Annotated in this window: 9 protein-coding genes; 6 read left to right on the top strand and 3 right to left on the bottom strand. The window is 74.4% G+C overall.

Features of this window, described 5'->3' with window-relative positions; genetic code table 11:
- Nucleotides 1–20: 20 nt before the first annotated feature.
- From ACH9EU_RS02370 to ACH9EU_RS02345, 6 genes are all read left to right on the top strand, one after another.
- The gene (locus ACH9EU_RS02370; RefSeq protein WP_396412332.1) at nt 21–1433 is read left to right on the top strand and encodes a CCA tRNA nucleotidyltransferase; all 1413 of its coding nucleotides are present in this window, start codon (nt 21–23) and stop codon (nt 1431–1433) included.
- On the top strand, nt 1430–2749 hold the full coding sequence (locus ACH9EU_RS02365) for a glycosyltransferase 87 family protein (protein ID WP_396412331.1): 1320 nt from the start codon (nt 1430–1432) through the stop codon (nt 2747–2749). The genes ACH9EU_RS02370 and ACH9EU_RS02365 overlap by 4 nt, the downstream gene beginning before the upstream one ends.
- Nucleotides 2746–3927, top strand: a complete 1182-nt coding sequence (locus tag ACH9EU_RS02360) for a glycosyltransferase 87 family protein (RefSeq protein WP_396412330.1) — start codon at nt 2746–2748, stop codon at nt 3925–3927. Before ACH9EU_RS02365 ends, ACH9EU_RS02360 begins: the two co-directional genes overlap by 4 nt.
- Before the next feature lie 79 nt (nt 3928–4006).
- The gene (locus ACH9EU_RS02355; RefSeq protein WP_396412329.1) at nt 4007–4963 is read left to right on the top strand and encodes an ATP-binding cassette domain-containing protein; all 957 of its coding nucleotides are present in this window, start codon (nt 4007–4009) and stop codon (nt 4961–4963) included.
- Entirely contained in the window at nt 4960–5955 is a 996-nt protein-coding gene (locus ACH9EU_RS02350) for an ABC transporter permease subunit (RefSeq protein WP_396412328.1), read from the top strand. Before ACH9EU_RS02355 ends, ACH9EU_RS02350 begins: the two co-directional genes overlap by 4 nt.
- Nucleotides 5956–6066: 111 nt before the next feature.
- On the top strand, nt 6067–7251 hold the full coding sequence (locus ACH9EU_RS02345) for a hypothetical protein (protein WP_396412327.1): 1185 nt from the start codon (nt 6067–6069) through the stop codon (nt 7249–7251).
- Here ACH9EU_RS02345 and ACH9EU_RS02340 read toward each other — a convergent pair.
- The 3 genes from ACH9EU_RS02340 to ACH9EU_RS02330 form a co-directional block, all read right to left on the bottom strand.
- A complete protein-coding gene (locus ACH9EU_RS02340; RefSeq protein ID WP_396412326.1) occupies nt 7193–9763 on the bottom strand; it encodes an AMP-binding protein in 2571 nt (856 codons plus the stop codon). The genes ACH9EU_RS02345 and ACH9EU_RS02340 overlap by 59 nt on opposite strands.
- A 22-nt stretch (nt 9764–9785) precedes the next feature.
- Nucleotides 9786–10970, bottom strand: coding sequence for an ATP-binding cassette domain-containing protein (locus ACH9EU_RS02335; protein ID WP_396412325.1), 1185 nt, complete (start codon nt 10968–10970; stop codon nt 9786–9788).
- Nucleotides 10967–12602, bottom strand: a 1636-nt coding sequence (locus tag ACH9EU_RS02330; protein ID WP_396412324.1) for an ABC transporter permease subunit, incomplete at its 5' end; no start/stop codon positions are given. The genes ACH9EU_RS02330 and ACH9EU_RS02335, both read right to left, overlap by 4 nt.

Genomic DNA, 12602 nt, shown 5'->3' with positions numbered 1-12602 from the left:
CTGGAACAATGGTCGGCACCATGACGCTGCTGCCCGATCCCTCCGCGATCCACCCCGCCGCCCTCGACCTGGGGCGCCGCTTCGCCGGCGCCGGTCACGAGCTGTCCCTGGTGGGCGGGCCCGTGCGGGACCTGTTCCTCGGCCGGACCGCCCTGGACCTCGACTTCGCGACAGACGCGACCCCGGACGAGACGCTCGCCGTCGTGGCGGGGTGGGCGGACGCCGTCTGGGAGATCGGCCGGGAGTTCGGGACCGTGGGCCTGCGCAGGGGAGACGTCCAGCTCGAGGTCACCACCTATCGTGCGGAGGCGTACGACGCCGACTCCCGCAAGCCCCGGGTGGCCTTCGGCGACTCCCTCGAGGAGGATCTGTTCCGCCGCGACTTCACCATCAACGCCATGGCCCTGCGGCTGCCCGGGCTCGAGCTCGTCGACCCGCACGGCGGGATCAAGGACCTGCACGCCGGGGCGCTGCGGACCCCCGGCGCCCCGGAGGACTCCTTCTCGGACGACCCGCTGCGCATGATGCGCGCGGCCCGCTTCGCGTCCCAGCTCGACGTGGAGCTCGCCCCCGAGGTCGGCGCGGCCATGACGGACATGGCGGAACGGATCCGCATCGTCTCCGCGGAGCGCGTGCGCGAGGAGCTGGTCAAGCTGATCCGCGGCCGCCGGCCCCGCAAGGGCGTGGACATCCTCGTGACCACGGGTCTCGCGGGGTACGTGCTGCCGGAGGTGCCGGCGCTGCAGCTCGAGGTCGACGAGCACCACCGGCACAAGGACGTCTACCAGCACTCGCTGACCGTGCTGGAGCAGGCCGCCGCGCTCGAGACGGGTCCGGACGGTCCCGTGCCGGGACCCGACTTCGTCCTGCGCTTCGCGGCGCTCATGCACGACGTCGGCAAGCCCGCAACCCGCCGGTTCGAGGAGTCCGGTGCGGTGAGCTTCCGCCACCACGAGGTGGTGGGGGCCAAGCTCACCGCCAAGCGGATGAAGGCCCTGCGCTTCGACAACGACACGATCAAGGCAGTGCGCCGGCTGGTGGAGCTGCACATGCGCTTCTACGGCTACGGCGAGGCCCAGTGGACCGACTCGGCCGTGCGCCGCTACGTCCGGGACGCGGGGGAGTCCCTGGAGCGGCTGCACCGGCTGACCCGGGCGGACGTGACCTCCCGGAACCGGCGGAAGGTCGCCCGGCTGTCCGCCGCCTACGGCGAGCTCGAGCGGCGGATCGCGGAGCTCTCGGAGCAGGAGGAGCTCGACGCGGTGCGCCCGGAGCTCGACGGCGAGCGGATCATGGCGGTGCTCGGCATCGCCCCGGGGCCCGCGGTGGGCCGCGCCTACAAGTTCCTGCTGGACCTGCGCCTGGACGAGGGCGAACTGGGCCCGGAGGAGGCCGAGCGGCGGCTGCGGGACTGGGCGGCGGACGCCCTGTGAGCACCCGCTCCCGTGCCTCCGGGGCGGACACCGGGCCCGGGCCGGTGGCCGCACCGGCCCGCGGTGCCCGGAACGGTCCGGAACGGGATCCGGGACGGGGCCCGGCGCTGCGGATCGGCTCCTGGGTGCTGGCCGGCCTCGCGCTGCACACGGCGCTGCTGGCGTACGTGACGAAGCTCCCGTGCCGGCTCGTGTCCTGGGAGGAGCCGGAGACCTTCCGGCGGCTGTGCTACTCGGACCTGCCCACGCTGTACGCGTCCCGGGGCATGGCGGAGGGCCGCTTCCCCTACCTGGACCCCGCGGCCCTGCTGGAGTACCCCGTCCTGCAGACGGTGCTCGCCAGCCTCACCGGCGTCCTGGCGCATGCCCTCAACCCGGTGACCAGTGTGCATGTCGGTCAAGGCATATATTTCGACATCAATGCACTGCTGCTCGCCGCCGTCTGGGTGGCGGTCGTGCTCGTGCTCGCCCGGCTCGTCGAGCACCCGGCGCACGCCGTCCTCGCGGCCCTGGCCCCGGCCGTGGTGGTCACGGCGTTCATCAACTGGGACCTGTGGCCGGTGCTGTGCACCGTGCTCGGCCTGCTCGCCTTCCGCCGGGACCGGTGGCTGCTGGGCGGGATCGCGCTCGGCGTCGGCACCGCGTTCAAGCTCTTCCCGTTCCTCGTGCTCGGGGCGGTCGTCGTGCTGGCCGTCCGCCGCCGGGAGGCGGGGCCCGCCCTGCGCGCGGCCGCCGGAACCGTGGGGGCCTGGCTGGCCGTGAACCTGCCGTTCGCGCTGCTGGACCCGGTCCAGTGGGGCTGGTTCTGGCAGTTCAGCCAGGACCGCGGGGCGGGGTTCTCCTCCGTGTGGCACTGGTGGAACGACGTCGCGGCGCCGCGGCTGGGCATCCCGCTGCTCTCGGCCGAGGGCATCAACCTCCTGGCCCTCGCGGGCTTCGGCCTCGCCTGCGTGCTGATCCTCGTCCTGGGGCTCACCGCCCGCGAGGAACCCCGCCTGGAGCAGCTGGCCTTCCTCGTGCTCGCGGCTTTCGTCCTGACCAACAAGGTCTACTCCCCGCAGTTCGTGGTCTGGCTCGTGCCGCTCCTGGTCCTGGCGCGCCCCCGCGTCGCCGAGTTCGTGGTCTGGCAGCTCGTGGAGGTCGTGCACTGGGTGGCCGTCTTCACCTGGCTCGGGCACTGGGTCGGCGACGAGGAGGGGCTGGACCTGGCGCAGGACGTGTACTTCACCACGGTGCTCCTGCACACGCTCGCCGTGGCGTACCTGGTCGCCCGGGTCGCCGGGGACGTTCTCCGGGGCCGGCGGGGGAGCGCTTGAGCCGCGGGGGCCGGTGGTTCCTGGGCTCCCAGGGGCCGCTGCTCGTGCTCCTCGGCCTCTGGGCCGCCCTGGCCGGATGGCTGCTGCGGCTGCCCTGCCGCGTCCCGGGCTGGGGCGCGGAGCAGGCCCTGCCCGTCCTGTGCGCCACCGACCTGTCGGCCGGGGCGGCCGCCGGGGGGTTCCTCACCGGCGGCCCCGGCGGGGACGAGCCAGTCCTGGCCGGGATGGCCGAGACGGCCCTGCTCCGGCTGGCCGTGCTGACCGGCTCCGGACCGGGCGCCGTGGCCGACCTCTCCCTCGTGGTCCTCGCCCTGGCCTGGACGGCGACCGTGGTCGCCGTCGCCGGGCTGTCCGGGCGGCGGGACGCCTTCGTGCTGGCGCCGGCCCCGGTCGTCGTGCTCGCGGGGTTCGCCTCGTGGGACCTGGCGGCGGTGCTGCTCATGGTGCTGGCCCTGCTGCTGCACGGGCGGGGGAGCTCGGCGCCGGCGGGGGCGTGCCTGGGGCTCGCGGCGTCCGTGGCGCTCTTCCCGCTCGTCGTGCTGGTGGCGGTGCTGTTCCTGGCGGCCCGGTACCGGGACGTCCGGGACGCCGTGGTGGTCCTGGGCGGTGCGGGGCTCACCTGGCTGCTGGTGAACGGTCCCGCCCTGGTCGTGGACCGGGACGGCTGGTTCCGGAGGGCGGCCGAGGCGACGGAGCGGCCCGCGGACGGCTCGTCCCTGTGGGATGCGTGGGCGCGGGTCGGCGCGGTCCCGGGAGCTCCGCAGCCGCCCGAGCTCCTGGCCCTCGTGCTGGGCGCGGCGGCGGTGCTCGTGCTGACGCTGCTGAGCCGCCACGAGCCCGACGCGGTTCAGGTCTCCCTCCTGCTGCTGCTCGTGCTCGTGCTCACCGGGAGCGGCTACGGGACCGTCCACGCGCTGTGGCTCGCACCCCTCGTCGTGCTCGGCCGGGGCGGCCGGCCGGAGTTCGCGGCCTGGCAGCTGGTGGAGGTGCTGTGGTGGGCCACCCTGGTCCTCCCCGAGGCGTCGTGGCCGGCCCTGCCCGGAGCGTCCTCCTGGGACGCCCAGGACCTGCTCGCCGTGGTGCGGGTGCTGTTCCTGGTGTGGCTGCTCGTCGCGGTCGTCGTGGACGTGCTGCGAGGCCGCGGGGGCCCCCGGCTCGGGGCCGCCGATCCCGCGTGACCGGCGCCACCGTCCCGGAGCACGGCGCCTGCCGTAGGTTGGGGAGGGCGGCAGCGACGACAGCTCGGGAGGAGCGCCGGTGATCGAGATCGAGCACCTGACGAAGACCTACGGCGACCGCACGGCCGTGGACGACGTGAGCTTCACCGTGCGGCCCGGCCGGGTCACCGGCTTCCTCGGGCCCAACGGGGCCGGCAAGACGACCACGATGCGCCTCGTCGTCGGGCTGGAGAACCCGACGAGCGGACGGACCCGGGTCAACGGGAGGCCGTACGCCCGGCACCGGGCGCCGCTCACGGAGGTGGGCGTGCTCCTCGACGCGAAGGCCGTCCACCGCCGGCGCACCGCCCGGGCCCACCTCGCCGCGCTCGCGGCGACCCACGGCATCCCGCGCACCCGGATCGAGGAGGTCGTGGAGCTCACCGGTCTGGGCGCCGCCGTCGACCAGCGGGTCGGCGGGTACTCCCTCGGCATGGGACAGCGTCTGGGCATCGCCGCGGCGCTCCTGGGCGACCCCCGCACCGTCATCCTCGACGAGCCCGTCAACGGTCTCGACCCCGAGGGCGTCGTGTGGGTGCGCCACCTCGCCCAGTACCTCGCGGCCGAGGGGCGCACGGTCTTCCTCTCCTCCCACCTCATGTCCGAGATGGCCCGGACCGCCGACCACCTCGTCGTGATCGGCCGCGGGCGCATCCTCGCCGACGCCCCGATCGACCGGATCCTCGCCGGCGGCCGGACCCGCACGCGGGTCCGCAGCACCGACCGTGCGGGCCTGCTCCGCGCCCTGGAGCGCACGGGCGCGGAGGTGGCCGACCTCGACGACGACGGCGTGGTGGTCACGGGGCCGGAGCCGCGGCGGATCGCGGAGGCCGCGATGGCCGCGGGAGTGCTGGTCCACGAGCTCACGCCGCTGAGCGACACCCTCGAGGACGTGTACATGGCGATGACGCAGGACGAGGTGGAGTACCGCTCCGGGCCCGCCCCCCGCCCCGCCCCCTGGGCCGCGGCCCCCGCACGGAACGGAGACCGAGCATGAGCACCACCACCGCACCCCGCCCGGACGCCGCCGCGGGTCCTGGCGCCCCGGCCCGGATCCGGCTGACCTTCGCCGGTGTCCTGCGCTCCGAGTGGATCAAGTTCCGCTCCCTGCGCTCCAACTGGGTCCTCCTGGGCGTGGCCCTCCTGCTGGCCCTCGGCTTCGCGGCGCTCTCGGCGTCCAGCGCGCTGACGTTCGTGCGCGTGAGCGAGGAGGCGGCCCAGCAGCAGATCGACCAGGCGCTCGGCGGGCGCAGCGCCGAGGAGGCCGGCCTGACCGACGAGGAGCTCGAGCGGCAGAGGAACGAGCTGGTGGCCGAGCAGGACGCCCGGATGACCGGCGGCTCGGGGCCCGAGCTGCCCGAGGGCACGAGCTTCGGCGAGTACGTCGCCATGAACAGCGCCAACGGCGGCCTGCAGCTGGCGGTGCTGCTCGTGGGCGCGCTCGCGGTGCTGTTCATCGGCTCCGAGTACGCCACCGGCTCGATCCGCAGCACGATGACCGCCGTGCCGCGACGCACCCCCGCCCTGGTCGCCAAGGTCGTGGTGCTCTCCGCGGTCGGCCTGCTCTTCGGCGTGCTCAGCGCCACCGCCGCCCACCTGCTCGTCCAGCCGATCCTGGCCGTGGAGGACCTCGGCTACGACCTGTGGCAGGAGGCCGTGCTGCTCAACATCCTCGCCGTCGGGCTGTTCTACACGATCACCACGTGGATGGGCTTCGGGCTCGGGGCCCTGCTGAGGTCCACGACGTGGGGCGTGGTGGTCCTCGTGGTCCTGCTGTTCGTGCTGGAGATCGTGCTGTTCGTCCTGTCCTTCGACTGGCTGGACGACGTCCGCCCCTGGTCCCCGTCCTCCGCCGGGTCGGAGCTGACCACGATGTACCAGTCCGCGGACGCGGCGTTCGACCACGTGCAGTCGGGACTCGTCCACGCGGGCTGGGGCCTGCTCCTGGTGCTCGCCGGCATCCTGGCCACTCGCAGGCGCCCGCTCTGAGCGCCCTGCGCTCCAGGAGCCCCGGCCGCTCTACCATGTGAGGCCACGGGTCGCGCGACCGCCGGTCGCGCCCACGTCCCGGAAGGACGGGCTGTGCCGGGAGGAGGGGCTGTGCCGGGAGAACGGGTGTGGCAGGCCGGTCAGGTGCCGACCGGCCCGGAGACCCGTGCCCTGCGCCGCTCGCTGCTGGCCTGGCTCCTGGTCGTCGTGGCCCTCGTGACGGCCGTGACCTCGGCCCTGAACTGGGTCCTGGTGGACCGTGAGCCGGAGGACCCCGTGGCCGTCTGGCTGGCGGGCATCGAGGACGGGCGCTCGCGGCAGCTGCTCTCCCGGGCGGAGGCCGTCCGCACGCAGCCCTCCCTGGACGTGGTCCCCAACCGGGTCTACCGCAACGCGGCCGGCCGGATCAGCGGCCACGAGATCCTGGAGGTGCGCCGCAGCGGCACGCGTGCCGAGGTCCGTGCCCTTGTGTGGTGGGACGCGGACGAGCGGACGGGTGAGCGCCGGGAGGAGGTGCACACCTGGGGAGTGCACCAGGTGGAGCGCAGCGGTCCGTTCAACGACACGTGGGAGCTGGACTCCCCGGATGCCGCCCCGTTGTCGATCCACCTGCCGGCCACCCTGGACGAGATCTCGGTCAACGGGGAGAGCATCCGTATCGACGACGACCAGCGCGTGCCCGACCCGCGCGGACCGGGCGGCACGTGGCGGTTCGAGGCGCTGCCCGGCGACTACTCGGTCGGGCTGCCCGGCAACTCGTACTACCGGGCCGCGGGACCGCCCGTGCGGCTGAGCCTGCCCTTCCGGCACCCGCGGCCCGCCGACGCGGCCCTGCGACTCGAGCCCTCGCCCCGGATGTGGCGGGAGACCGAGGATCGGATCGGCGCGTGGCTGGAGGACTGCATGGACTCCGACGAGCTGGTCCCCGAGCGATGCCCCGGGTCGCAGCGGCACGTGGGCGAGCCGGGAGGATCCACCGGAACGGACGGGCCGTCGGGATCCGCCGGGACCGCGACGCAGCCGCCCGGCCCGGCGGGGACCGTGACGCCCGCACCGGAGCCGTCCGTCCCGGAGATCACCGCCGTGCGGTGGCAGCTGCTCTCGAGGCCTGCCCTCGTGCTGGTGTCCTCACCCGGTGACCCGCTGCGCTGGAACGCCGATCCCTACCGCCCGGCCGTGGCCGAGCTCAGCTACCGGGAGGACGGCGAGCCGGTCACCGAGCGCGTGGAGTTCCCCGTCACCGCGAGCGTGCGCTCCACGGGACAGACCGCCCGGATCGAGGTCGGTCCGCGGTAGCGGCCGCCGGGTCCGGGGTGCCCCGGACCCGGCGGCGCCCCAGCGCGCTCGTGACGCGCATCACCAGGACCCAGTAGGCGATCCCGGCGAGCAGCGAGGCGACCACGGCGAGAACCGGCGAGACCGGCACCAGGACCGGGTAGACCAGCCAGTGCGTGAGGTAGATGTACAGGGAGGCCGCGGCCAGCCACCCCGTGACGCGCCGCAGGCCGGCCGGGACGGGCAGCGCCGTCACCCACAGCAGGAGCAGGACGCCGGTGATCACGGTGACCTCGCGGACCGTGCTGTCGAAGTAGCCCGGCACGGTCAGGAGGGTCAGGAGGGTGACGAGCGAGCGCTCCAGAACCGTGCGGGCCCGGGCGGCCGCCCAGCCCAGTGCGAAGAGCCAGAACACCGGGGCGGGCTTCGGCAGGCCAGGGTCCACGATGTCGTACCGGCTGAGCAGCGCGACCGCCAGCAGGGCCAGCGGGAAGGCCAGCGGGAAGCGCCGTTCGGCGCGGTCGGCCCACGGCAGGGCCATGAGCGCCGTGACGGCCACGAGGACGTAGACGAGCATCTCGACGAACCAGAAGTGCCACTGGCTCGTCAGGTGCTGCGGTCCCACGATGCCGTTGAGCAGCAGGACGTTGGCGATCGTGTAGTCGTCGGTGAGCAGGTGCGCGACCCCGATGAACGCCACCGAGGGAACCACGATCCGCCCCAGGCTGCGCAGCTGGCGCCGCAGGCGCGGGAGCCGCTCGCCGTGGAGCTGGAAGCGGGCGAAGTTGTACCCGGCCACGGCGAAGAGCACGTGGGCGGTCTGGAACGTGAAGAGCTCCACGTGCGTGGTCACGATGAACACGATCGCCACCGCCCGGAGCACGATGCCGGTCTCCAGGAAGGAGGCGAACCGCCGCGGCGGGCGGGCGGCGCGCGGCGCGAGGTCGCGGACGGGGGTGAGGTGCCAGTCCGGCGGGAGGTGCCCGAGGGCCTGCTCCAGCCGGACGGAGGCCGCCACGTAGGACAGCGAGTCCCCGTCGAGGGAGACGAACGTGTCGTCGTCGCCGACGTCGGGGCGGTCGAGCACCTCGGCGAAGATCCGCCGGACGTCCTCGGGGCCCTCCGCCCGTCGCTCACGCGCCGGTTCCGCGACGTGGCGGACGGCGCCGAGCGCGGCGACGGCCGGGTAGTCGACCTTCCCCGTGCCCAGGCGGGGCAGCTGCTCGACCGCGTGCACCTCGACGGCCGGGCGCGGCAGCCCGATGCCGCCGGCCACGAGCTTGGCGAGCAGGGACGTGTCCTGCCCGCCCTCCGCGGCGACGACCAGCCGCTCGTCGGAGCCCGCGGCGGCCGCGGTCACGCCGAGCTCGGCGAGCATCTTCTCCACCTGGCCCAGGTCCACGCGAAGGCCCACGATCTTCACGAACCGGCTGCGCCGGCCGACGACCTCCCAGAGCCCGTCCGGGTGGCGGCGTGCGAGGTCCCCGGTGCGCAGCTCCTCGACGGTCCGCCCGGCGGCGAGGTCCTCGGGCCGCTCCGCGTAGCCGAGCATGACGTTGGGCCCGGTGTAGACGAGCTCGCCGTCCGGCAGGTCGTCCACGGGGTCGATGCGGAACGCGCCGCCGGGGATCGGCACCCCGATCGTCCCCGCCCGCTCCTCCGCGAGCTCCGGCGGGAGGTAGGCCATGCGGGAGGTGGCCTCCGTGGCCCCGTACATGACGAACAGGTCCCAGCCGCGGCGCCGGCCGGTCCTCGCCCAGTGGCGGACCTTCTCCGGCGCGAGCCGCCCGCCCGCCTGGGTCACGTACCGCAGGTGCGGCAGGTCCATCTCCTCGAACCCGACGCGCTCGAGCAGGTCGAAGGTGTACGGCACGGCCGCGAAGGACGTGGCCCGCCGCTCCCGGACGAGCTGCCAGAAACAGGGGTCGACGACGGAGAGGTCCGTGAGCACCAGGGCCGCCCCGCGCAGGAGGTGGCTGTTGACCACCGAGAGGCCGTAGCAGTAGGACATGGGCAGCGTCGTGGCGGCGCGGTCCTCCGGGCCGATCCCCAGGTACTCGGCGATGGCCGCGGCGTTGGCGTCCAGGTTCTCGTGGGAGAGCCGGACGAGCTTCGGGGAGCCGGTGGAGCCGGACGTGCTCAGCAGCAGGGCGAGGTCGGGGTGCAGGTCGTGGCGGGTGCCCGGGCGCCGCTCCTCGACGACGGGCGTCCCGTCCCCGGAGCGGAGCACGACGTCGGGGTCGTAGGCGCCCACGAGCGAGGCCACGGCGCCGGGCTTGTCCGCGGGGGCCAGGAGGATCGGGTGACCCGCCCTGAGGGCCGCGAGGTAGGCCACGAGCGAGTCGACGTCGTTGGACGCCGCGAGCACCACCAGCCGGCGCTCCGTGCCCAGCCGTGCGGCCACGTCGTCGACGCGCCCGGCGAGCTCCCGGTAGGTCAGGACGTGCTCGGCCGTGAGGACGGCGGGGCGGTCCCCGTGGCGCTCGAGGCCGGCCGCGAAGGCGAGCCGGGCGAGGTCAGGTTGGATCGTCACCGTGCCACCTTAAGGAAAACCGTTAACGAAGGAAAGTGTGACCTAATTCGTCGGACATGCGCGACCGCCGGTTGGACAGGCCGTCGGGGGAGCGCGGCGGCGGTGCGGTGACGGCCCGGTCGCCGACGAGCAGCGTGGGGGTGGTCCCGGCCGCGACCGTCACCGCCACCGGAGCTCCCACCGGGTGGCGCACGGTGTGGGGCTGCCAGGAGCGCAGGGTGCGCCCGGAGGCCAGCCGGACGTGGTGCAGCACGAACGCGCCGTGGTACTCGACCGCGCTCACCCGCGCGGTGGAGCCGGGGTCCGGGCGCAGCGCGACCTCGTGGGGCCGCAGCACGACGTCGACGTCGACGTCGCTGTCCGCCCATCCCGGCACGGTGGAGACGATGCCGATCTCGCACGTGAGCAGGGCGCGGTGGACGCGTGCCGGCAGGAAGTCGGCGTCCCCCATGAAGGAGGCCACGAACCGTGTGGCGGGCTGCTCGAAGACCCTCTCCGGCGTGTCGGCCTGTTCGATCACGCCGTCGTGCATCACGACCACCCGGTGCCCCACGGACAACGCCTCGGTCTGGTCGTGGGTGACGAGCACCGCGGTGGTCCCGGTCTCGGCCAGCGTCGCCACGGTGTCCCGGCGCACGTGGGCGCGCAGGGACTCGTCGAGGCTCGAGAACGGCTCGTCGAGGAGCACGACGGCGGGGCGGGGGGCCAGGGCCCGGGCCAGGGCCACACGCTGCTGCTCGCCGCCGGAGAGCTCGTGGGGATAGCGGTGCGCGAGGTGGCCCAGCCGCACGAGCTCGAGCACCTCGCCCACCCGGGCCCGCCGCTCGGCGCGCGGGAGCCGGTCCAGGCCGAAGGCCACGTTCTTGGCGACCGTCAGGTGCGGGAACAGGGCGTGGTCCTGGAAGACCAGGCCCACCCGCCGCCGCTCGGGCTCCCGGAACCGGTGCCGGTCCGCCACCACGTCCCCGGCGATGCGGATCGTGCCCTCGTCGGGCCGCTCGAGGCCGGCCACGAGGCGCAGCGTCGTGGACTTGCCGCAGCCCGAGGGGCCGATGAGCGTCACCAGCTCCCCGGGCGGGAGCGTCAGCTCCAGCCCGCGGACACCCACCGACGACCCGTAGAGCTTGTCCACGCCGTCGAGGACCAGGGCGGGCTCGGTCCCGCCGGTTCCGGACGCCGTCCGCGGGCTCCTGGTCTGCACTGTCATCGGGGTGCCTTTCCGCTGCGGTCGGCCCGGTGGGCCTGCCGGACGAGGACGAACACGGGCACGACCGCGGCCGCCACGATCACGAGCGCCGGCAGCGAGGCCTTCTGCCAGAAGTTCTCGCGCGCCAGTTCGTAGACCCACACCGACGCCGTGGTGAAGCCGAACGGGCGCAGCAGCAGCACGATGGGCAGCTCCTTGACGGCGTCGATCACCACGAGGACGAGGGCCGTGGCGACGCCCGGGCGGGCGATGGGCAGGTGCACGCGGGTGAGAATCCTCAGCGGGGACGCGCCGAGGCTCTGGGCGGAGTAGGTGACGGTGGGGGAGATCTTGGCGAGGCTCGCGTCCACCGCCTGGTAGGCCGGGGCGAGGAAGCGGATCACGTAGGCGTAGAGGATGCCGAGCACCGAGCCCGTCACCAGCAGCCCGGTGCCCCCCGGGACGCCCGCCCCTTCGAGCGCGGCGTCCAGCCCGGCGAACGCGAGGAGGACGCCGATGCCCACGACCGCGCCGGGAACGGCGTAGCCGAAGGTGGTGAGCTGAGCGGCGGAGGCCACCACACGCCCCCCGCCCATCCGCACCCCGTGCCCCACGACGAGCGAGAGCGCCACGCAGGCCACGGCGGCGATCCCGGCGACGACGAGGCTGTTGCCGAGGTACTGGGCGAAACGCGGGTCCGCGAGGGAGGCCGGGTTGCCGAGGGCCTCCTGGGCGGCCCACACGAGCAGCTGCAGGACGGGCACGATGAACCCGGCGGAGAGGGCGGAGAGGGCGAGCAGCGTGGCTCCCCACGCGCGCCACCCGGTGAGCCGGCGCGGCTGCAGGCCCTGGCCGCGGCCGCCCCGCTGGTGGAACCGGGCCCGGCCCCGGAGCAGCCGCTCGCCGGCCAGCACGGCCACGGCGAACAGCAGCACGAGCACGGCCAGCTGGGTGGCGGAGTGGAAGTCGAAGGTGCCCTTCCACACGAGGTAGACGCCCACGGAGACCGTCTTCACGTTGAAGTACTGCACCGTGGCGAAGTCGGTGAGGGTCTCCATCATCACGAGGGCCAGCCCCGCGGCGAGCGAGGGCCGGGCCAGGGGGACCAGGACCCGCCGGAGCGCGCGTCCCCGGCCGGCGCCCAGGGTCCGGGCGGCGTCGTAGGTGCCGGCCGTCTGCTCGACCAGCGCGGAGCGGGCCAGGAGGTAGACGTAGGGGTAGAGCGTCAGGGACATCACGAGCACCGCGGCCGGCAGCGAGCGGACCTCGGGAACCCACACGCCGGCGCCCAGGACGGAGCGCAGCCCCGCCTGCACCGGCCCGGCCACGTCGAAGACGGAGAGGAACACGAAGCCCAGGATGTAGGCCGGCATGGCCAGCGGCAGCACCAGCAGCCAGACCAGGACGTCCCGCAGCGGGAAGCGGAAGGCGGTCACGAGCCACGCGAGCCCACCGCCCACCAGGAGCGTGCCGGCCCCCACGCCCAGCATCAGCAGGAGCGTGGTGACCACCATCCGGCCCAGTCCGCGCGGCGGGGCCGCGGAGCCCAGGCTGCCCAGGCCGTCCACGACCACGGCCAGCACGGGGGTGGCCACGACCACGGCCACGAGGACGACGAGCGCCGACCACGCCGGGCGCCCGGATCCGGGCGCC

Source organism: Kocuria rhizosphaerae (assembly GCF_044462265.1).
Lineage (GTDB): Bacteria > Actinomycetota > Actinomycetes > Actinomycetales > Micrococcaceae > Kocuria > Kocuria rhizosphaerae.
The sequence above is the reverse complement of the archived record's forward strand: the minus strand, read 5'-3'. Positions and strand labels throughout refer to the sequence as shown.

Bases quoted from the DNA above. Each gene is read 5' to 3' on its own strand.
- ACH9EU_RS02370 (WP_396412332.1), top strand. From the start codon at position 21: ATGACGCTGCTGCCCGATCCCTCCGCGATCCACCCCGCCGCCCTCGAC.
- ACH9EU_RS02350 (WP_396412328.1), top strand. From the start codon at position 4,960: ATGAGCACCACCACCGCACCCCGCCCGGACGCCGCCGCGGGTCCTGGC.
- ACH9EU_RS02335 (WP_396412325.1), bottom strand. From the start codon at position 10,970: ATGACAGTGCAGACCAGGAGCCCGCGGACGGCGTCCGGAACCGGCGGG.